General features: G+C 37.7%; 19 protein-coding genes. All 19 read left to right on the forward strand.

Going from position 1 to position 22,646, the window contains the following annotated elements; all coding sequences use genetic code 11:
• The first annotated feature begins 2 nt into the window (after nucleotides 1-2).
• The 19 genes from FG383_RS12705 (at nucleotide 3) to FG383_RS12795 (ending at nucleotide 22,495) form a co-directional block, all read left to right on the forward strand.
• Nucleotides 3-1,082: a BMP family lipoprotein gene (locus FG383_RS12705; RefSeq protein WP_142607765.1), complete on the forward strand. Its 1,080-nt coding sequence runs from the start codon at nucleotides 3-5 to the stop codon at nucleotides 1,080-1,082.
• 132 nt (nucleotides 1,083-1,214) lie between these two features.
• Nucleotides 1,215-2,765, forward strand: coding sequence for an ABC transporter ATP-binding protein (locus FG383_RS12710; protein ID WP_142607766.1), 1,551 nt, complete (start codon nucleotides 1,215-1,217; stop codon nucleotides 2,763-2,765).
• Nucleotides 2,755-3,801 carry an ABC transporter permease gene (locus tag FG383_RS12715; protein WP_142607767.1) on the forward strand — a complete coding sequence of 349 codons (1,047 nt, stop codon included), beginning with the start codon at nucleotides 2,755-2,757 and terminating at the stop codon, nucleotides 3,799-3,801. Before FG383_RS12710 ends, FG383_RS12715 begins: the two co-directional genes overlap by 11 nt.
• A 1-nt stretch (nucleotide 3,802) precedes the next feature.
• Nucleotides 3,803-4,762: an ABC transporter permease gene (locus FG383_RS12720; protein ID WP_142607768.1), complete on the forward strand. Its 960-nt coding sequence runs from the start codon at nucleotides 3,803-3,805 to the stop codon at nucleotides 4,760-4,762.
• A 554-nt stretch (nucleotides 4,763-5,316) separates the two neighbouring features.
• Nucleotides 5,317-6,594 (forward strand): EF-P 5-aminopentanol modification-associated protein YfmF, encoded by a 1,278-nt coding sequence (yfmF, locus tag FG383_RS12725; protein ID WP_142607769.1) that lies wholly within the window; start codon nucleotides 5,317-5,319, stop codon nucleotides 6,592-6,594.
• Complete coding sequence (yfmH, locus tag FG383_RS12730) at nucleotides 6,587-7,891, forward strand: EF-P 5-aminopentanol modification-associated protein YfmH (RefSeq protein ID WP_142607770.1); 1,305 nt, start codon at nucleotides 6,587-6,589, stop codon at nucleotides 7,889-7,891. Before yfmF ends, yfmH begins: the two co-directional genes overlap by 8 nt.
• On the forward strand, nucleotides 7,833-8,615 hold the full coding sequence (gene ymfI / locus FG383_RS12735; protein WP_246096993.1) for an elongation factor P 5-aminopentanone reductase: 783 nt from the start codon (nucleotides 7,833-7,835) through the stop codon (nucleotides 8,613-8,615). The genes yfmH and ymfI overlap by 59 nt, the downstream gene beginning before the upstream one ends.
• 126 nt (nucleotides 8,616-8,741) lie before the next feature.
• Entirely contained in the window at nucleotides 8,742-9,548 is an 807-nt protein-coding gene (locus FG383_RS12740) for a DUF3388 domain-containing protein (protein WP_142607771.1), read from the forward strand.
• A gap of 16 nt (nucleotides 9,549-9,564) precedes the next feature.
• Complete coding sequence (locus FG383_RS12745) at nucleotides 9,565-10,419, forward strand: helix-turn-helix domain-containing protein (RefSeq protein WP_142607772.1); 855 nt, start codon at nucleotides 9,565-9,567, stop codon at nucleotides 10,417-10,419.
• A 50-nt stretch (nucleotides 10,420-10,469) separates the two neighbouring features.
• Nucleotides 10,470-11,048: a CDP-diacylglycerol--glycerol-3-phosphate 3-phosphatidyltransferase gene (gene pgsA / locus FG383_RS12750; RefSeq protein WP_142607773.1), complete on the forward strand. Its 579-nt coding sequence runs from the start codon at nucleotides 10,470-10,472 to the stop codon at nucleotides 11,046-11,048.
• A 15-nt stretch (nucleotides 11,049-11,063) separates the two neighbouring features.
• Nucleotides 11,064-12,311: a competence/damage-inducible protein A gene (locus FG383_RS12755; protein WP_142607774.1), complete on the forward strand. Its 1,248-nt coding sequence runs from the start codon at nucleotides 11,064-11,066 to the stop codon at nucleotides 12,309-12,311.
• A 213-nt stretch (nucleotides 12,312-12,524) separates the two neighbouring features.
• Nucleotides 12,525-13,559 carry a recombinase RecA gene (gene recA / locus FG383_RS12760; protein ID WP_142607809.1) on the forward strand — a complete coding sequence of 345 codons (1,035 nt, stop codon included), beginning with the start codon at nucleotides 12,525-12,527 and terminating at the stop codon, nucleotides 13,557-13,559.
• A 638-nt stretch (nucleotides 13,560-14,197) separates the two neighbouring features.
• On the forward strand, nucleotides 14,198-15,757 hold the full coding sequence (gene rny / locus FG383_RS12765) for a ribonuclease Y (RefSeq protein ID WP_142607775.1): 1,560 nt from the start codon (nucleotides 14,198-14,200) through the stop codon (nucleotides 15,755-15,757).
• 51 nt (nucleotides 15,758-15,808) lie between these two features.
• Entirely contained in the window at nucleotides 15,809-16,606 is a 798-nt protein-coding gene (locus FG383_RS12770; protein ID WP_142607776.1) for a TIGR00282 family metallophosphoesterase, read from the forward strand.
• Nucleotides 16,607-16,691: 85 nt separating this feature from the next.
• Nucleotides 16,692-16,958: a stage V sporulation protein S gene (locus FG383_RS12775; RefSeq protein ID WP_142607777.1), complete on the forward strand. Its 267-nt coding sequence runs from the start codon at nucleotides 16,692-16,694 to the stop codon at nucleotides 16,956-16,958.
• Between the two features lie 328 nt (nucleotides 16,959-17,286).
• Nucleotides 17,287-19,029 carry a 2-oxoacid:acceptor oxidoreductase subunit alpha gene (locus tag FG383_RS12780; RefSeq protein ID WP_142607778.1) on the forward strand — a complete coding sequence of 581 codons (1,743 nt, stop codon included), beginning with the start codon at nucleotides 17,287-17,289 and terminating at the stop codon, nucleotides 19,027-19,029.
• Nucleotides 19,029-19,895 carry a 2-oxoacid:ferredoxin oxidoreductase subunit beta gene (locus FG383_RS12785; RefSeq protein WP_142607779.1) on the forward strand — a complete coding sequence of 289 codons (867 nt, stop codon included), beginning with the start codon at nucleotides 19,029-19,031 and terminating at the stop codon, nucleotides 19,893-19,895. Before FG383_RS12780 ends, FG383_RS12785 begins: the two co-directional genes overlap by 1 nt.
• Nucleotides 19,896-20,513: 618 nt before the next feature.
• Nucleotides 20,514-22,061 (forward strand): tRNA (N6-isopentenyl adenosine(37)-C2)-methylthiotransferase MiaB, encoded by a 1,548-nt coding sequence (gene miaB, locus FG383_RS12790; RefSeq protein WP_142607780.1) that lies wholly within the window; start codon nucleotides 20,514-20,516, stop codon nucleotides 22,059-22,061.
• The gene (locus FG383_RS12795) at nucleotides 22,061-22,495 is read left to right on the forward strand and encodes a YlbF/YmcA family competence regulator (RefSeq protein WP_142607781.1); all 435 of its coding nucleotides are present in this window, start codon (nucleotides 22,061-22,063) and stop codon (nucleotides 22,493-22,495) included. Before miaB ends, FG383_RS12795 begins: the two co-directional genes overlap by 1 nt.
• The last annotated feature ends 151 nt before the right edge of the window (nucleotides 22,496-22,646 follow it).

Genomic DNA, 22,646 nt, shown 5'->3' on the forward strand with positions numbered 1-22,646 from the left:
TTTTGACAAAACGTAAATTTGGTTTAGGTCTTTCACTTGTCCTAGCTGCTGGTACTATTCTTGGCGCTTGTGGTACAAAAAACGATGAAAAAGCATCAACTGGTTCAGAAGGTACAGATAAAGGTACTACAGAATCAACAGACTTCTCTATTGCAATGATCACTGACGTTGGTGGAGTAGACGACAAATCTTTCAACCAATCAGCTTGGGAAGGTTTTAAAGCGTGGGGTGCAGAACATGGTCTTGAAAAAGGCGATGGTGGTTTTGACTATCTTCAATCAGCAGGAGATGCTGATTACGTAACAAACTTAAATAACTTAGTACGTCGTGATTTCGACATCGTTTATGGTATTGGTTTCTTATTAGAAGAGCCGATTGGAACAATTGCGGACCAAAAACCGGATAATAAATTCGTAATTCTTGATGGTGTTGCGGATAAACCAAATGTTGTTTCTGTATTGTTTAAAGAACAAGAGGTAGCATACCTTGCTGGTGTTGCAGCTGCGCTTATGTCAGAAACGAAACAAGTTGGTTTCGTTGGAGGAATGGAAATTCCAGTTATCGAACGTTTCGAAGCAGGATTCGTTGAAGGTGTTAAAGCAGTAGATCCAAGTATTAAAGTAGATGTACAATACACTGGTAAATTTGATGATGCTGCACTTGGTAAAACAACTGCTAACCGTATGTATTCTTCAGGTGTAGATATTATTGCACACGCTGCTGGTGGTACTGGTAACGGTGTATTCGCAGAAGCAAAAGAACGTAAAACAAAAGATGCAAATGCAAATGTATGGGTAATCGGAGTTGACTCTGACCAATACGAAGAAGGTGCTGTTGGCGATACTAATGTAACACTAACTTCAATGTTGAAAAAAGTAGGAACTGCGGTACAAGACGTTGCGGATGCTGCAATGGCTGGAGACTTCCCAGGTGGAACTACATTAACTTATGGTTTAGCTGAAGAAGGCGTTGAACTTGCTGATTCACGTGGGAATATCCCACAAGACGTTTTAGACCAAATCCAAGAGTACGCAGATAAAGTTGCTTCTGGAGAAATTACTGTTCCTGAAACATTGGAATAGTTTGTTAAACGAAAATCATAAAGACCGAGTTATTTCGGTCTTTATGATATTTTAATTAATAGAAGAAAGATTTTAAAAATTTAAAGTCTTTCCTGTATTAATTTTGTACTAGAATAGTAGGGAGTGAATTCATTGGAATATGTAATAGAGATGCTAGGCATTCGAAAAGAGTTTGGATCATTTGTTGCGAATGATAATATTACTCTCCAATTAAAAAAAGGAGAGATTCATGCTCTTTTAGGAGAAAATGGAGCTGGAAAGTCCACTCTCATGAATGTACTATTTGGCCTATATCAACCGGAAGCCGGAGAGATAAAAGTAAATGGGAAGACTGTGAATATAACAGATCCGAACGTAGCGAATGATCTTGGTATCGGGATGGTTCATCAGCATTTTATGCTTGTGGAAAATTTCACAGTGACAGAAAACATTATTTTAGGGAACGAATTAACAAAGGGCGGCGTGATCGATATTAAAGATGCTGCCAAAAAAATTCATTCTTTATCAGAAATGTACGGTTTGGCAGTGGATCCATACGCTAAAATTGAAGATATATCTGTTGGTATGCAACAACGTGTAGAAATTTTAAAAACACTATACCGAGGAGCAGAAATACTAATATTCGACGAACCGACCGCATCTCTTACTCCTCAAGAAATAGTGGAGCTTATCCAAATTATGAAGCGGCTCATTCAAGAAGGAAAGTCAATCATTTTAATCACACATAAATTAAAAGAGATTATGGACGTTTCAGACAGAGTGACTGTTATTCGAAAAGGAGAAGGAATTGGTACAGTTATCACTTCTGAAACAAATCCCAATGAACTTGCTTCTTTAATGGTTGGTAGACAAGTTGATTTTACAACGGTGAAAGACGAAGCAAATCCTACTGATGATGCGCTAGTTGTTAAAAATCTAGTTGTTACTGATTATCGTGGCGTTGAAAAAGTTAAAAATTTAAATTTAACAGTACGTAAAGGTGAGATTTTAGGAATTGCAGGAATTGACGGAAATGGTCAATCGGAGTTAATCGAAGCTATTACTGGACTTAGAAAAACAAAGAGTGGATCTATTTCGATAAATGGACAAGATATTACGAACAAAAAGCCTCGTAAGGTGACGGAAACAGGGGTTGGGCATATCCCACAAGACCGTCATAAGCACGGGTTAGTACTGGATTTCCCAATCGGGCATAATATTGCATTACAAACGTACTACGTAGATCCTATTTCCAAAAATGGTATTATGAACTACGGAAAAGTTTCGGACTTAGCACAAAAAATAATTCGTGAATATGATGTTCGAACACAAGGAGAACATACTCCAGCACGTGCTTTATCTGGTGGTAATCAGCAAAAAGCGATTATTGGACGAGAGATCGAACGTAATCCTGAATTATTAATCGCTGCACTTCCAACTAGGGGATTAGATGTTGGTGCAATCGAATTTATTCACCAAAGATTGATCGAACAACGTGATAAAGGCAAAGCAGTACTTCTACTATCGTTTGAACTAGATGAAGTGATGAACGTTTCAGACCGAATCGCGGTTATTTATGATGGGCAAATTGTGGATACATTATTGCCAAAAGAAACAACAGAGCAAGAGCTAGGATTGTTAATGGCAGGTCAAAATACCAGAGAAAATGTTGTAAAACAGGGGGATAAAGAAAATGCCGAATAGAGTAGTTAATATACTTGTCCCTGTTATTTCCGTTATATTAGGTCTACTTGTTGGAGCAGTAGTAATGTTAGCAAGTGGATACGATCCAGTAGCAGGTTATGCCGCATTATGGAACGGTATTTTTGGAGATTCCTATACAATAGGAGAAACCATTCGTACAATAACTCCTTATTTGTTATCCGGTTTAGCAGTTGCGTTTGCTTTCCGTACAGGGTTATTTAATATCGGTGTAGAAGGACAATTACTAGTTGGCTGGTTCGCAGCTGCATATGTAGGAATTGCGTTCGATCTACCAATGTATATTCATTTACCACTTGCCATTATCGCAGCTGCTGTAGCAGGAGGGTTATGGGCATTTATACCTGGTCTTTTAAAAGCAAAATTACAAGTACATGAAGTAATTGTAACGATTATGATGAACTATATTGCACTTCATACGACGAATGTGCTTATACGTATGGTTGCAAATGGGAAAGAAACAACAGCACCAATCAAAGAAACGGCTTCTTTGAAGTCTGCTTTTTTTGAAAGTATGACAGATTTTTCTAGATTACATTATGGTATTTTTATAGCGCTCGCTATGGTGTTAGTAATGTGGTTTATTTTAGAAAAAACGACGACTGGTTTTGAATTGAAGGCAGTTGGATTTAATAAGCATGCTTCTGAGTATGCTGGTATGAATGTAAACAAAAATATTATTCTTTCTATGGTTATTTCTGGAGCATTTGCGGGTCTTGCAGGTGCGATGGAAGCATTAGGTACATTCCAATATGCAAGTGTAAAAGGTGGCTTCACAGGAATTGGATTTGACGGGATAGCAGTAGCACTTTTAGGAGCAAATACTCCTTTAGGGGTCGTGTTCGGTGCAGTCTTATTCGGTGCCCTTAAATTCGGTGCATTAAATATGCCGAATGCGGCGGATATACCGGTTGAAATTGTTTCAATCGTTATTGCCCTTATAATTTTCTTTGTAGCATGTGGATACATTATTCGCTATTTCCTTGAAAAGTTGAACAAGAAAAAGGAGGCGAAATAACATGAGCTTTTTAGAAGTTCTATATTTCATTATTCCGTCGGCCATATTTTATGCCGCTCCGTTAATCTTTACAGCGATTGGTGGAGTTTTCTCTGAACGTTCTGGTGTTGTTAACATTGGACTAGAAGGTTTAATGGTAATGGGAGCATTTATCGGGATCGTTTTCAACTTGACGTTTGTTGGTACTTTTGGTGCGATGACTCCTTGGGTTTCGATAATAGCTGCAATGATTGTCTCTGGTATATTTGCGATTATGCATGCTGTAGCTACGATTTCATTCCGTGCAGATCAAACGATTTCCGGGGTAGCGATCAATATGCTAGGTGTCGCGATTGCATTGTTTTCTGTTAAAATGATTTACGGGAAAGGACAAACAGATTATATTCAAGAAAGATTTATCCGTTTTGATATTCCTTTTTTAAGTGATATTCCGGTTCTAGGACCTATGCTTTTTAAAGATGTTTATTCGACATCGATTTTAGCTTTCATCGTAGCAATCGGTGCGTGGTTTGTTATTTATAAAACACCATTTGGCTTACGTCTCCGTGCAGTAGGGGAACACCCGATGGCAGCAGATACGATGGGGGTCAATGTAACGAAAATGCGCTATATTGCCGTTATTTTATCTGGTATGCTTGCAGGTGTCGGTGGGGCTGTTTATGCACAATCTATTTCAGCTGAATTTAGCCATTCGACGATTAATGGACAAGGGTTTATGGCGCTTGCAGCTATGATTTTCGGTAAATGGCATCCACTTGGAGCGCTTGGTGCTGCATTATTCTTTGGTTTTGCACAGGCACTAAGTATTGTTGGTGGGCAAATTCCGATTATCAATCAAGTACCAAGCTATTACTTGCATATATTACCGTATGTATTGACAATTTTAGCGGTAGCTGGATTTATTGGAAAAGCACATGCACCAAAAGCTAGTGGTGTACCATATATTAAAGGGAAACGATAAAATGTGAGGGACCAATTAAATTTGGTCCCTTTTTGTTGTGTAGGAAACTATATGTGATTGACTTTTTTCAAGTATCATAAAGTATTGCATTTTTTTATAGTACGGACCGACGAAATCGCCAGCTAGCATTTGCTAGACAGGTTTGTCGTGTTCAACGATGTCATTGTCTCATTAGAGGTGTGTATTGTCGTGTTCAGTGGCGAGCTTGTCGCGTTCAATCATTTATTATTAATACCGGACCCCGATAAGCTAGTTTTTTCATTGGTTTTCGCTGCAGACGGCGACTCCAGTGGGATCAAGTGAGTAAGATGAGACTTCACAACGTACGCGCAAGCGGCGGTGAAGGCTCATCACTCACCCCACGGAAAGCGTCCGTCCTGCAGCGAAAATCACAGTGGTCACTTAATAGAACTCTCTACGACGCATTCTCTGTATTATCTACGATATTCCATTCATCGTTTCCATTTGCTATAGTTGTTTGAATATGTACAATGAATACATGTATAGTAAAATGGTATAAGAGATAAACTAGAAAGAAAAAGGGGGATAACAACATGTTTCAACAATTCGAACTTGCCCGAGGAGTTAAACTTTACGTAAGACCGACAGAACAATTTAAAACGATTAATATTTCGTTTAAATGGAAACAACAGCTAACCGAAGAACAAGCAGCAATTCGTGCTGTTTTAGCGAATGTATTGCAATATAGTAATGCTGAATATCAAACAAACGCGGAATTCCGCAAACGTTTAGATGACTTATATGGTGCTGTTTTATATTTTGATACGGGGAAAAAAGGGAATCATCATATTTTTTCGTTGAATGCAGAAACAGTAAACGATGCTTATTTATCCAATGAAAAAGTGGTAGATGAAGTATTCACCTTACTACATACAGTCTTATTTAAACCAAAATTAGTAGATGGAAAATTTGTTGAAACGATTGTCAAGAGAGAAAAAGAACAAGTCATTGAACGAATTCAATCGATGTATGATGATAAAACGAGATACGCGCAACAACGTTTACTTGAAAATATTCGACCAAATCACGCGGCTTCTATTTCGGCTAACGGTACAGTTCCAGCAGTGAAAGCGGTAACGAACGAACAATTAGTAGAGATGCATAATACACTTCTCACAAAAGACAATTTGTCTATTTATATTGTCGGGGATGTAAATGTGCAAGAAATAAAAGAAAAAATAGAGCGCCATTTTCCTTTCGCAAATAGATCGGAGGAACTTGTGCATGAAGTAGAAGTGACAAAAACTTCGAATGAAAAAGGATTTTTACATGAAATACAAGATATGAAACAAGGAAAACTGCATATAGCTTATCGTACACCTGTCACTTTTTTCTCGGAGGAATTCCCAATTATGCAAATAACTAATGGTATATTTGGTGGGTTTGCTCATTCTAAAATATTTATGAACGTGCGAGAAAAAGAAAGTATGGCCTATTATGCCTCAAGTAGCTACTCTTCTTTATATGGATTAATATTCGTCTTAGCAGGAATTGATGCAAATTTACAGGAAAAGGCTGTAAAGTTAATAGATGAACAGTTAAAAGCGATGCAAGAAGGGGACATTTCGGATTTAGAAATAAATCAAACAAAATCGATGCTAACGAATCAATTAAAAGAGGCATTGGATTCTGCCCGCGCACAAATTGAAATTTATGATCAGTATAAAGAAATAAACGAGTCATTTACAGTGGAAAACTGGGTTGCCAAATGGTCCAATGTAACGAAGGAACAAATCGGACAAATGGCACAAAAAATAGAGAAGGAATTCGTCTATTTCCTATCTGGTAAGGAAGGTGCAGCCAATGAATGAAACATATTTTAAACAATTAGAAGAAACTTTATATTACGAGAAATTACCGAATGGGTTACAAGTGTATATTTTGCCGAAAAAAGGATTTTCTAAAACATTTGTTACTTTTTCTACGAAGTATGGATCAATTGATCGAGAATTTATACCACTTGGTAAAAAGGACGCGGTCGTTGTTCCTGACGGTATTGCCCATTTTTTAGAGCATAAAATGTTTGAGAAAGAAGAAGGAGATGTTTTTCAACAGTTTAGTGAAAAAGGTGCTTCTGCGAATGCATTCACTTCGTTTACAAAAACGACTTACTTATTCTCATCAACTGATCATGTATTAGAAAATACGAAGACATTGCTTGATTTTGTGCAACAGCCTTATTTCACGGAAGAAACCGTAGAAAAAGAAAAGGGTATCATTGCCCAGGAAATAACGATGTACGATGATCAGCCTGATTGGCGTTTATACTTTGGTGCAATTGAGAATATGTATAAAGAGCATCCGGTGAAAATTGATATTGCAGGAACGGTAGAATCCATTGATAAAATTACTGCGGATCATTTGTATGAGTGTTATAACACATTCTATCACCCATCTAATATGACTGTATTTGTTGTTGGTGCGGTGAATCCACAGGAAATGATGGCTTTTATAAAACAAGATCAAGCTTCTAAAACATTCGAAGCACCACAAGAAATTCAACGATTCTTCCCGACCGAACAACAAAATGTTGCTTTTTCAGAACGTTCTTTACAAATGGATGTGCAAAAACCAAAAATTATTTATGGCATTAAAGCAAATAACACGAATATTTCAGGCAAAGAGATGTTGAATTATGAGCTATCGATGCAAGTAGCAATTGAACTCTTATTTGGCAGAACATCTACATTTTATCAGGATGTTTATGAAAATGGATTAATCGATGAATCGTATTCAGCAGACTTTTCCATGGAGCAAGGGTATGGATTTACAATGATCGGCTCCGATACTGTAAATGCAAAAGAACTTACCGAAAAAATTAAACAATCGATTATAGAGCATGGAAAAGCGTGGCAGTTTACGGATGCTGATTTGAAGCGGGTTACACGCAAAAAGATTGGTTTTTTCTTAAGAGCTTTGAATTCAATCGAATATATTGCAAACCAATTCACAAGATATTCATTTAATGATATGAATTTATTTGATGTTGTCCCTGCACTCGAAAATTTAACAATGGAACAAGTGAAACAAGCATTTGAATCTTTGAAGGATGAGCAAACGCATACTGTATTTACGATCGTTCCATTCGATAAAAACAGTGATGGGTAAAAAGTTTGCATTAATTGTAGGTGCTTCTGGAGAAATAGGAAATACCATTTGTCGTGAATTAGCAGACAATGGCTGGTCTCTATACCTACACTATTCAAGCAATAAAGCACGTGTAAGCTCGCTTATGAATGAGTTGGAACATTCGTACCCTACACAAGAGTTTATGCTTATACAAGCAGATATGAGGGAAGCAAGCTCTATCGAAAAATTAGCAAATTCAATTTTTTCCCTTCATTCGATTATTTTTGCTCATGGACATAGCTTGTATAAAGGGCTAGAAGATACAACAGTGGAAGATATACGCCACTTGTTTCAAGTACATGTGGAGCATCCAATGTTCCTTTTAGGAAAAGTGACCTCGAAGCTTCGAAAGCATTTGCATAGTTCGATTATTTTCGTTGGATCTATTTGGGGTGAAACGGGGGCTTCTTATGAAGCGGCTTACTCTGCTGCTAAAGGAGCTCAACATGCATTTGTGAAAGCTTATGCAAAAGAGGTTGCGCACGCAAGAATTACTGTAAATGCGGTAGCTCCAGGATTCATCGATACGAAAATGAATATCCATGTGGAAGATGAAGCACGTACACTTATTTTAGAAGAAATACCTGCAGGTGTTTTCGGCACGACGCAAGACGTAGCAAATGCGGTCGTCTTTTTGACTAGTGAAAAAGCAAATTATATAACGGGTCAAATTATTCGTGTAAACGGCGGATGGTATATTTAACAGAAGTAAAAGAAAAGAGAGAAGTTCATGCTCTTTTCTTTTTTTCTTTTATTCGACCCGGAATTCATATATGATAGAACTTATAATGGGTAAATAACGTCATCTAACAAGAGAGGATAGATACGTATGGCATGTGAGTGGTTTTTTGAGTACGAAATTCAAATAAATCGTCCCGGACTTTTAGGGGATATTTCTTCTTTACTTGGTATGCTTCGAGTAAATATTGTTACGATTAATGGCGTAGATGAAGGTCGTCGTGGTATGCTTATAAAAGCAGAAAAAAAGGAAAATGTGGAGCGTTTTGAGCATATCGCTTCTACGATGGAAACCATTCATTTAACTAAATTTAGAGAACCGAAGCTTCGAGATCGTTTGGCAGTGCGTCATGGTCGGTATATCCAACGTGATGCGGATGATAAAAAAACATTTCGATTTGTTCGTGCAGAGTTAGGAATTCTTGTGGACTTTATGGCGGAAATCTTTAAACAAGAAGGTCATAAGCTTATTGGGATAAGAGGAATGCCTCGTGTCGGAAAAACCGAATCGGTCGTTGCTGCGAGCGTTTGTGCAAATAAAAAATGGATTTTTCTTTCTTCTACAATGATTAAACAAACTATTAGAAGCCAACTTATTGGGGACGAGTTTAGCGACCATAATATTTTTATTCTTGATGGCATTGTGACGAGAAATTCAAATGATGAAAAACATCAAATGTTAGTAAGAGAAATGATGAGAATGCCTACGATTAAAGTAGTAGAGCATCCTGATATGTTCATTCAACACTCCGAGTACTCCATTGACGATTTTGACTATATTATTGAGCTTCGTCATAATCCCGAAGAAGAAATTTCGTATGAAATGATGGAGAAAAACCACACAATGTCGGACAAAGGAATGAGTGGCTTTGGTGGGTTTGGTGGATTTAATTTTTAATGGGCAGGTGTTTTAGTTGACTGAACTTGGCGCTCGCTTAAAAGAAGCGAGATTAGCAAAAGGGTATAGTATTGAGGATTTACAAGAAATAACGAAGATTCAAAAAAGGTATTTGACGGGTATTGAAGAAGGAAATTATGCCACAATGCCAGGTGCATTTTATGTGCGTGCATTTATTAAACAATATGCAGAGGCTGTTGGTTTAAACGGAGACGAACTTTTGGAAACGTATAAAACCGATATCCCTTCTCCAGCGAACGACGAACTGTCTAAAAGTATTCCCGCTACACCATCTAGAAGAACTTTAGGTGGACGCTCGTCGAACAAATTTATGGAAGTTTTCCCGATGATTGTCGCTGTATTATTTGTTATTGCAATTATTGTGATGTTTTGGTTCTTATACCAGAACAAACCGGGAGGGTCATCTGAATCATTTGAACCTAAAGATGAGCTTGTGATTGAACAACAGCCACAAACAGAGCAAGACATAAAGGATCCAGTAGTGGAGGAAGAAGAACCGGAAGAACCTGTTGAGGAAGAAGTAGAAGAGCCGGAACCTGCGCAACAGCTGACTTTTGTGGAAACGCAAGGGGAAACGTCTACGTATGATTTAACTGGTGCAGAAAGTTATGTAGTGAAATTGGTCGCAACGAATAATACTTGGTTAAACATTAGAGACCAAGATAACAAAATTTTAGTTGATAAAGCAATCGTAGCTGGCGAGACTTTCGAATTAGATGTGGCTAGTTCATCCAGAGTTCGCGTACGTATTGGTTCAACTCCAGGTAATACAGTTTATATGAATGACCAAGTAGTTGAATTCCCAACCGATAGACCTACGCAAAATTTAGTTATACAGTTTCAAAAATAGTCATCTTTTAGATGGCTATTTTGTTTGAAAATGAAAGGAGTTACATATAAATGAATATACCGAATCAAATTTCGATGTTCCGTATTTTTTTAATACCAGTATTTATGTTTTTTATGCTTGTAAACTTTAACTGGGGAGATGTCAGTTTTCTTGGTGCGACGATTCCGGTAGGGCATTTAATTGGAGCAATTATTTTTATTATCGCATCGATTACGGACTTCATTGATGGTTACTATGCGAGAAAATATAATTTAGTAACGAATATGGGGAAATTTTTGGACCCACTAGCAGATAAACTACTAGTGTCTGCTGCGCTTATTATTTTAGTACAATTGGGAGTAGCCCCAGCTTGGGTAGTCATTTTAATCATTAGCCGTGAGTTTGCAGTAACTGGACTACGTTTAATCCTTGCAAACGAAGGAGAAGTGGTTGCAGCTAACCAACTAGGTAAAATTAAAATGTGGACGCAAATTATAGCCATCTCTTCTTTACTATTAGGAAATGTATTTTTTGAAATGTTCCATATTCCTTTTGATATAATTATGTTGTATGTTTGTTTATTCTTTACATTATGGTCCGGCTTTGATTATTTTTATATAAATCGTAAAGTGTTACTGGATTCTAAGTAGGAAGGATGTTTTTTTGTGAAAGCTGAAATTATTGCAGTTGGTTCTGAATTATTATTAGGTCAAATTTCTAATACAAATGCACGATTCATTTCTTCACAGTTAGCAGAGTTAGGAATTGATGTTTACTATCATACAGTCGTTGGTGATAATCCTAATCGTTTAGTAGACTCTATTAAAATTGCGGAGAATCGAGCAGACTTAATCATTTTTTCAGGTGGATTAGGACCTACCAAAGATGATTTAACGAAAGAGACGATCTCGAAACATTTAAACAAAAATCTTGTATTAGATCATCATGCATTAATCTATATTGAAGATTTCTTCAAACGCATGAATCGAAAGATGACAGAAAATAACAAAAAACAAGCACTTGTTTTAGAAGGTTGTACTGTTTTAGAAAACAAGCATGGGATGGCACCTGGAATGTTTTTATCGACCAAAACGCATTCGTATATTCTACTTCCAGGTCCACCAAAAGAAATGGAGCCAATGTTCCAATTCGAAGCGAAACCTATTCTTTCTAAGCTACTACATAATGAATCCATCATTAAGTCCCATGTTATTCGATTTTACGGGATTGGAGAAGCAGAACTAGAAACGGAAGTACAAGATTTATTGCACAATCAAACGAATCCAACGCTTGCTCCACTTGCGTCTGATGGAGAAGTCACCTTACGATTAACGGCTAAAAGCGATACAGAAGAAGAAGCTTGGAAACTAATTGATGCTATGCAAACGGAGATTTTCAATCGATTAGGAAAATTTGTGTATGGCTATAATAATGATTCTCTTGCATCGAAGCTGCGAGATATACTAGTTGAAAATAATTTAACGATCTCCGCTGCCGAAAGTATGACAGCCGGTTTATTTCAATCAGAACTTGCTGCGGTTTCGGGTATGGGGCAGGCTTTAGTTGGTGGGATGATTACGTACACCGAAGACATTAAAATAAAGCAACTAGGTGTCAAGGAAACGACGATCAAAGAATTTAGTGTAGTTTCTAGTCCATGTGCAGAAGAAATGGCCGTGCGGGTGAAAGAGAAGTTTGGTACTAATATTGGTGTCGGTATTACAGGTGCAGCTGGACCAGATGGGCACGGAGGACAACCGGCGGGAACGGTTTGGATTGGCATTGCAATCGACGATTCCGCACCAGTTTCTTACAAGTTAAACCTATCCGGTATGCGGAATACAAACAGACTAAGAGCGGTGAAATTTACGATCCATTATTTAATACGCTTACTTCATGACCAAGGATTGTAGAAAATTAATTTTGAACATAAAAAACAGCCTAAAATTGAATTTTGGGCTGTTTTTAGCGACCAAAATGAAATAGTCGCAAAAATTAACGAATAAACGTTCGCTTTTTTCTTGTGTATTTCTCAAAAACCTAGTATAGTAAACATAGAAATAAAAATCAGAGAATCTTCTAAGGAGGAAATATAGTTGGCTAATGATCGTAAAGCAGCGCTTGAGATGGCGTTAAAACAAATAGAGAAGCAATTCGGTAAAGGTTCTGTTATGAAACTAGGAGAAAAAACAGACCGTGAAATATCAACTTCTTCAAGTGGTTCTTTAGCACTTGATGCAGCACTAGGAATAGGCGGTTATCCAAGAGGGCGTATTATTGAAATATACGGTCCTGAAAGCTCAGGTAAAACAACTGTTGCCCTTCATGCGATTGCAGAAATACAAAAAACTGGTGGTCAAGCAGCGTTTATTGATGCGGAGCACGCATTAGATCCAGTATATGCACAAAAACTAGGTGTTAATATTGATGAATTATTATTATCTCAGCCAGATACAGGTGAGCAAGCACTTGAAATAGCAGAAGCACTTGTACGTAGTGGTGCAATTGAGATTTTAGTAATTGACTCGGTTGCAGCTTTAGTACCTAAAGCTGAAATTGAAGGAGAAATGGGAGATTCACATATGGGTCTTCAAGCTCGACTAATGTCTCAAGCATTACGTAAACTTTCAGGTGTTATTAATAAATCGAACACAATCGCCATCTTCATCAACCAAGTTCGTGAAAAAATTGGCGTAATGTTTGGAAATCCGGAAACTACGCCAGGTGGTCGTGCACTTAAATTCTATAGTTCAGTACGTTTAGAAGTAAGACGTGCAGAAGCGATTAAACAAGGCACAGATATTATGGGGAACAAAACGAAAATAAAAGTTGTTAAAAACAAAGTAGCACCACCATTTAAAACTGCTGAAGTAGATATTATGTACGGTGAAGGGATTTCTCAAGAAGGAGAAATTGTCGACATTGGTTCAGAGTTTGATATTATCCAAAAAAGTGGTTCTTGGTATGCTTACAATGAAGAACGAATTGGGCAAGGAAGAGAAAATGTAAAACAATTCTTAAAAGAAAACCCAGCTATTAAAAATGAGATTTCTTTAAAGATTCGTGAGTCTCTTGGAATGGCAGCAAGCGCCTTAACAATCGGTGGTCATGAAGTAGGGGAAGACGACGCAGAATTTGAATTAATGTTAGATGAAGAATAAGATAATCAAAGTCTCTCAACTTGAGAGGCTTTTTTTTGAACTAGAAAGCATGTAGTATCAACTCGCTAAAAACAAAATTTTATACAGGTATTTCGAATATGTGAATCCAGTAAATGGCTTAGGGCAACCAATCGGTCATTGAAAGCAACCAGTTCTACTCAGAAAGCAATCAAATCAATCCGAGAGCAACCAAATTGCTATTGAAAGCAACCAATTCATAAAATAACAAGTTTACTTGTAGTGTGACGACTATTACTGTGACTCGTTTTTTATAAATGTTGCGCGTTTGGAGGGAAATGTTGTGCCAAGGCTCTTCTCAACGTTGCGAATTTATATATTGACATTCTTCTCCAAGTAAAGATTTTGTAGATACTTTGCTTAATACGCATTATTCCTATTTTAAGAAGTAAAGTATTAAGAATACAGCTATAATTCATTAGAAAACTTGCAATTTTTTCATAAAAAAACCTTGTAAAATCAATAATATTCCTATCGTTTCCTTGACAGAGTATTTCTACATCTATACAATTAAAATTGTATAATTTCTTTATTAAATGATGAAAAAAGGCAATTCATTTATGCACTTGCATTTATGTGCCGACTGAAACTTAAAAAGAATAGCAATAGGGGGTGTTCGAATGCCATATGAAATTATCATCTCCGCTTTGCTTGGTCTGTTTGTCGGTGCCGTTGTTGGTTATAATTATCTGAAAAAAGTGAACGATTCAAAAGTGACTGGTGCAAAACAATCTTCTGCACTCATCCTAGATGAAGCAAAGCGAGAAGCAGAAGCATTAAAGAAAGAAGCACTATTAGAAGCCAAAGATGAAACTCACCAATTACGAAATGAAGCAGAATCTGACATCCGTGAACGCCGTATGGAACTGCAAAAACAGGAAAATCGGTTATTACAAAGAGAAGAGAACCTTGATCGTAAGGATGATGCTCTAAACAAGAGAGAAGTAGGTCTTGAGCGTAAAGAAGATGCTCTAACCGAAAGACAACAGCATATCGAACGGAAAGAAAGTAAAGTGGACGAGCTAGTTGATAAACAACAAAGTGAACTAGAACGAATTTCTACATTAACACGTGAAGAAGCAAGAGCGGTTATTCTTCAAGAAGTAGAAAATGAACTAGCTACTGATATAGCTGTTATGACAAAAGAATCGGAGACAAGAGCGAAAGAAGAGGCAGATAAGAAGTCTCGTGAAATTCTTTCACTTGCTTTACAACGATTTGCAGCCGATCATGTAGCAGAAACAACTGTTTCCGTTGTTAATCTACCGAATGACGAAATGAAAGGTCGTATCATTGGTCGTGAAGGTAGGAACATTCGTACGCTTGAAACTTTAACTGGAATCGATTTAATTATTGATGATACACCAGAAGCTGTTATACTATCAGGATTTGATCCGATACGAAGAGAAACTGCTCGTCTAGCACTAGAAAAATTAGTGCAAGACGGACGAATTCATCCAGCACGTATTGAGGAAATGGTAGAAAAATCAAGAAGAGAAGTAGATGAACAGATTCGAGAAATCGGAGAACAAACTACATTTGATGTAGGCGTTCATAATCTACATCCTGACTTGATCAAGATTCTTGGTAGATTACGTTATCGTACAAGCTATGGGCAAAACGTATTGAAACATTCAACAGAAGTAGCAGTTTTAGCTGGTTTACTTGCTGCTGAACTTGGAGAAGACGTAACCCTTGCAAGACGTGCAGGATTACTTCACGATATTGGGAAAGCGATTGACCATGAAGTAGAAGGAAGCCACGTAGAAATTGGCGTCGAGCTTGCGACGAAATATAAAGAACATCCAGTCGTTATTAATAGTATTGCTTCTCACCACGGAGATACAGAGGCCACTTCCGTTATTGCGGTATTAGTAGCAGCTGCTGACGCTTTATCGGCAGCACGACCTGGTGCAAGAAGTGAAACATTAGAAAACTACATTCGTCGTTTAGAAAAACTGGAAGAAATTTCGGAATCCTATGATGGTGTGGAAAAATCGTTTGCCATTCAAGCAGGGAGAGAGATTCGCATTATGGTTCGTCCAGATCAAATTGATGATATTTCTGCTCATCGTTTGGCACGGGATATTCGTAAGCGAATCGAAGAAGAACTCGATTACCCAGGTCATATTAAAGTGACAGTAATTAGAGAGACTAGAGCTGTAGAATACGCAAAATAGAAGGAAGGCTTCGAAGTGAAGCCTTTTTTTCGTTAAGGAAGTGGATGAATTATGAAGATTTTATTTATAGGTGATATTGTTGGTTCAATTGGTAGAGAGACATTAGAAAGTTATTTACCAAGATTAAAGAGAAAGTATAATGTGGATGTCGTTATTGCAAACGGTGAAAATGCTGCGGCTGGTCGTGGAATTACAAAGAATATTTTTCAAGACCTGCTACATATGGGTGTAGACGTCGTAACGATGGGGAACCACACATGGGATCAAAAAGAAATTATGGATTTTATTGATGATACGGATTATTTAATTCGTCCTGCCAATTTTTCGGAAGAAGCGCCAGGCAAAGGAATGACGTCAGTTTCCAAAAATGGGCATACTATTTCGGTTATTAATATGCACGGACGAACGTTTTTGCCGCCTCATGATGATCCTTTTAAAAAAGCGACGGAGTTAGTAGAAGAAGCGAAGAAATTATCGCCAATTGTTTTCGTTGATTTTCATGCGGAAGCAACGAGTGAAAAAATTGCTTTTGGATGGCATCTAGATGGTAAAGCTTCCGTTGTCGTAGGGACGCATACGCATGTACAAACAGCGGATTCTCGTATTTTACCAGGCGGTACAGCATATATTACAGACGTTGGTATGACTGGGCCTTATGACGAAGTTTTAGGGATGAAAAAAGAAGACGTCTTATACCGTTTTCAAACGAATATGCCAACTCGTTTTGAAGTACCGAAAAGTGGTCGTTCCGTATTAAGTGGATTCTTTATAGAAGTAGATAATTCTACCGGAAAAGCTATTCATCAAGAACGTGTCTATATTAATGATGACTACCCATTTCAAGGCTAAAAAAGTCTAAATATTTCTTCCGAAGCATAAGGTAGGTTATGGACGAAAGCAAGTTCATAATCTAGCTATAAAAGGAGAAATGATAGTGGATTCATTAAAAGTATCTTCTCGTTCTAACCCCAATTCAGTTGCTGGAGCACTTGTTGCAGTAATTAGAGAACAAGGGTATGCAGAGATGCAAGCAGTAGGGGCAGGTGCACTAAATCAGGCGATTAAAGCGATTGCGATTGCTAGAGGATTTGTTGCACCTAGTGGTACAGATTTAACTTGTTCACCTGCTTTCACAGATATCGTTATTTCGGGTGAAGATCGAACTGCTTTGAAGTTATTAGTAGAGAAAAGGGTAAAATAACCGTGAAGTCGCTACTGATCGTTGTAGCGACTTCATTTTGTATTTCGAATATATTGTGACGATTTCATTTCCGTCAAAGGTCTGATTTTGATGAAAAACATAGAGAATACATAGTGAATCGCACTACTTCATGGTAAACTAATGAAGGAAAAAAGCATTTAATGAACAATAAAAGCATTTTAGCAGGGTTCAAGTCCCTGCTAAATGAAGTTAAAGCCTCCGGCGGATGTTACAGATTTTGAAAGGAATTAATTGAGCAGGCTCAATTCAAAATCTGAACACAAATACGCCAAGGCATATTTGATAATGACAGTAAGGAGATGTTTATATGTTGCAACAACTTTCTTGGAAAGTAGGAGGGCAGCAAGGAGAGGGTATTGAAAGTACTGGGGAAATGTTCTCTATGGCGATGAACCGCCTTGGATATTACTTATACGGATACCGTCATTTCTCTTCTCGAATTAAAGGTGGCCACACAAACAATAAAATCTGTGTACGTCCTACGCAAGTACGTACAATTCCAGATAATTTAGATATTTTAGTAGCATTTGATCAAGAAACAATAGATGTAAATTACAAAGAACTAACAGAAAAAAGCGTTATTTTAGCGGATGCGAAATTTTCACCGGTAGCTCCGGAAGATTGCATTGCTCCAATGTATATCGTGCCATTTACAGAAGTTGCTGCAGAGCTAGGGACGTCACTGATGAAAAACATGGTAGCAATTGGAGCTACTTCTGCACTATTAAACTTAGATAAAGCAGTTTTCCAAGAAGTTGTAAATGAAATTTTCGGTAAAAAAGGACAAGAAGTCGTTGAAAAGAATATGCAAGCCATTCAACAAGGCTTCGATACGATGGCGGAACAATTAGGAGACCGTCTAGGCGAGTGGGAACTTGTTCCAGCAGACGGGCAACACCGGATGTTCATGATTGGAAATGATGCAATTGCACTTGGAGCTTTAGCGGCAGGTGTTCGATTTATGGCAGCATATCCAATTACGCCAGCTTCCGAAATTATGGAATACATGATTAAAAAGCTGCCTTTATTTGGTGGAGCAGTTATCCAAACAGAAGACGAAATTGCTGCAGCTACAATGGCGATTGGATCTAACTACGGTGGTGTTCGTGCATTCACGGCTTCAGCGGGTCCTGGTTTATCGCTTATGATGGAAGCAATCGGTCTATCTGGCATGACAGAACAACCACTTGTTATTGTGGATACGCAGCGTGGTGGCCCATCCACTGGACTTCCAACGAAGCAAGAGCAATCCGATTTAATGCAAATGATTTACGGTACACATGGGGAAATTCCGAAAGTAGTTATTGCTCCAAGTACAGGAGAAGAAGCGTTCTTCGATACGATTCAAGCATTTAATATTGCGGAAGAATTACAACTTCCAGTAATTATTTTATCCGATTTACAACTTTCACTCGGTAAACAAACGGTAGAACCATTTGATTATTCGAAAATTGAAATTCGTCGCGGTAAATTAGTGCAAAATGAGGAAATTCCAGAAGCAGTAGATAAATCTTATTTCAAACGCTTTGAAGTAACAGACGACGGCGTATCGCCACGCGTATTACCAGGAACAGAGCATGCCATTCACCATGTTACAGGTGTAGAACATGATGAGACTGGTAAGCCTTCAGAAGCTGCTTCTAATCGTATAGCGCAAATGGATAAGCGTATGAAAAAATTACAACATGTAAACTTTAATGAGCCTGTTTATGTAAATGCACCTTATGAAGAAGCAGATATTTTATTCGTCGGATTCAACTCGACTAGAGGTGTGTTAGAAGAGTTACAACAAACACTTATAGCGCAAGGAATGAAAGTGAATCATGCACATATCCGATTGATCCACCCATTCCCGTCTGGGGAAATGCAACCACTTGTAGCAAATGCGAAAAAAGTAGTCGTTGTAGAAAATAATGCAACAGGTCAGCTAGCGAACATTTTAAAAATGAATGTCGGCGGACATGATAAAGTGATCAATGTATTGAAATATGATGGAACACCATTCTTACCATTGCAGCTAGAAAAACAAGTAAAGGAGTTGCTTAACTGATGGTAACATTTAAAGATTTTCGTAATAATGTAAAACCAAACTGGTGCCCAGGATGTGGTGACTTCTCTGTTCAAGCAGCTATTCAGCGTGCAGCAGCCAATGTTGGCATACAGCCTCACGATCTAGCGGTAATCTCTGGTATCGGTTGTTCAGGACGTATTTCAGGCTATATCCATTCATACGGATTCCACGGAATTCACGGTCGTGCTTTACCAATAGCACAAGGATTGAAAATGGCAAACAAAGATCTACACGTCATCGCTTCTGGTGGAGACGGAGATGGATTTGCAATCGGTATCGGCCATACTATTCATTCGATTCGTCGTAATATCGATATGACATATGTCGTAATGGATAACCAAATTTACGGATTAACAAAAGGGCAAACTTCTCCACGTTCAGCGGAAGGATTTAAAACGAAATCGACGCCAGGTGGAGCAATAGAGCCTTCTCTTAAACCACTTGAACTAGCACTTACATCAGGAGCAACTTTTGTAGCTCAAGGATTCTCTTCTGATATTAAAGAGTTAACTGCAATCATTGAAGCTGGTATTAACCATAAAGGTTTTGCTTTCATCAATGTATTCAGTCCTTGCGTAACATACAATAAAGTAAATACGTACGACTGGTTCAAAGAAAACTTAACGAAGCTTTCCAATGTGGAAGGGTATGACCATACAAATCGTGAAGAAGCAATGCGAGTTGTGATGGAAAATGAAGGATTAGTGACTGGAATCATTTATCAAAATGAAAATGCGCCGTCTTACCAAGAACAAGTTCCTGGCTACGCACCAACGCCACTCGTAGACCAAAACTTAAAGATGAGTGAAAAAGAATTTAATACATTATTACAAGACTTTATGTAATGACAAAGAGGCTACCTACGTTTATGGGTAGCTTTTTTGTTGGTTAGAAAATGATGAAGCGGGCATTTCCCATCGCGAGGTGGGGGTGTCTAAATCGCAAGATCCTAAGCCCGAATCGCAAGATAGAGTACTTAAATCGCAAGATCCCAAGCCCAAATCACAAGATAGGGACTCCAAACCGCAAGATACACTCTCCAAATTGCGAATCGCAAGATATATACCTCGAATCGCAAGATAGAATGTCTAAATCGCAAGATCCCAAGCCCAAATCACAAGATAGGGACTCCAAACCGCAAGATATACTCTCCAAATTGCGAATCGCAAGATATATACCTCGAATCGCAAGATAGAGTATCCAAATCGCAAAATTCCTAGCCAGAATGGCAAGATAGATACCTCAAATCGCAAGATCTCTAGCCAAAACCGCAAGTTTCACTCACCCAAATATCCAAACCCAAAATCAAGAGTGTAAAATGTAATATTCCCTCTCCAAAAATACTTTCTTATGTCCAATTAAGTACTTTTAAGCTTTATACCTTGTGGCTATAGTGCAGTATTCAGTATAATAGGTTGATGGATGTTCGTGTTAGTTACGAATGAAAGAAAGGAGCGTCTTCTATGAACGAAGAATCGCGTTTACAAAGTACACAGGTGAAAGAACCTAATTCTCCGGACAAAAAATCCGAAAAGGATTATAGCCAATATTTTCAAACAGTTTATACTCCACCATCCTTAAAAGAAGCAAAAAAACGAGGAAAAGAAGAAGTAGCCTACCATAATGACTTTGCAATCCCTGAGCAATTTAAAGGTATGGGGCAAAATCGTAAATTTTTTATTCGTACGTATGGCTGCCAAATGAATGAGCATGACACAGAAGTCATGGCAGGTATTTTCATGCAGCTTGGATATGAACCTACGGATACGGTAGAGGATGCAAATGTTGTTCTCCTCAATACATGTGCTATTCGTGAAAATGCGGAGAACAAAGTATTTGGGGAACTTGGCCATTTAAAACATTTAAAACAAAATAATCCAGACGTATTAATCGGTGTTTGTGGATGTATGTCCCAAGAAGAATCCGTTGTCAATAAAATATTAAAAACATATAACCAAGTAGATATGATTTTCGGAACGCATAATATTCACCGCCTACCTAATATTCTAAACGAAGCGTATCTTTCGAAAGAAATGGTCGTTGAAGTTTGGTCTAAAGAAGGAGATGTTATTGAAAACTTGCCACGAGTGAGAAAAGGTTCGATCAAAGCTTGGGTAAATATTATGTATGGTTGCGATAAATTCTGTACATATTGTATCGTTCCTTACACGAGAGGAAAAGAACGTAGCCGTCGCCCAGAAGACATTATTCAAGAAATAAGACATTTAGCAGCGCAAGGCTATAAAGAAGTAACATTACTTGGTCAAAACGTAAACGCTTACGGTAAAGACTTTGATGATTTAGATTACCGTTTTGGTGATTTAATGGATGATCTTCGCAAAATCGATGTAGCTCGTATTCGTTTTATGACGAGTCACCCTAGAGACTTTGATGATCATTTAATCGAAGTACTTGCAAAAGGCGGAAATTTAGTCGATCATATTCATTTACCAGTTCAATCTGGATCTTCCGATATTTTAAAAATAATGGCTCGTAAATATTCAAGAGACCATTATTTAGAATTAGTTCGTAAGATTAAAGCGGCTATTCCAAATGTCTCGTTAACAACAGATATTATTGTCGGATTCCCGAACGAAACGGATGAGCAATTTGAGGAAACGATGTCTTTATATAAAGAAGTAGGATTTGAAATTGCTTATACGTATATTTATTCGCCGCGTGAAGGTACTCCAGCTGCCAAAATGGTCGATAATGTACCGATGGAAGTGAAAAAAGAGCGCCTACAACGGTTAAATAAATTAGTAAATGATATGTCTGCAGAAGCAATGAAAAAATACGAAGGTCAAGTGGTGGAAGTGCTAGTAGAAGGGGAAAGTAAAAATAACCCGGATGTACTCGCAGGATATACACCGAAAAGCAAGCTAGTAAACTTCGTTGGACCAAAAGATATTATTGGTAAGCTTGTGCAAGTGAAAATTACAGATGCCAAAACATGGTCGCTTACTGGAGAACTAATAGAAGTACCAAATGAGCAAAAGGTGGGAATATAATGTCTACTAAATATACAAGAGACGATATTATTGAAAAAGCAAAAGAAATCGCAACAATGATTGCAAATACGGAAGAAGTAGATTTCTTTAAACGTGCAGAAGCACAAATTAACGAAAACCAAACCGTACGTGAAAAAATTGCTAGTCTGAAAAGCTTACAAAAACAAGCGGTTAACTTTCAACATTTAGGGAAAGAAAAAGCGCTGAAAATGATTGAAGGAAAAATTGAAGCGATTGAAGCAGAAATTGATGACTTGCCAATCGTACAAGAGTTCAAACAATCACAAGGTGACGTGAATAGCCTTCTACAATTAGTAGCAAACTCGATTTCCAATAATGTAACGAACCAAATTATCGAAGCAACAGAAGGCGATTTATTAAGAGGTGAAACTGGCTCAAAAGTAAAAAATACGACGTATGATAGTTGTTCATAAATAAAGGAACAAAAACATACATTAATCTAAAAGATTAATGTATGTTTTTTTGTTAAAAATAGAGAAAAGGCTAAATAGATCGACAACTGGAAGCGTTTTTATGTTAATATTATTATGAACAAGGGGAATATATATAAAAAGGGAGGAAATG

The organism is Psychrobacillus soli, assembly GCF_006861775.1.
Lineage (GTDB): Bacteria > Bacillota > Bacilli > Bacillales_A > Planococcaceae > Psychrobacillus > Psychrobacillus soli.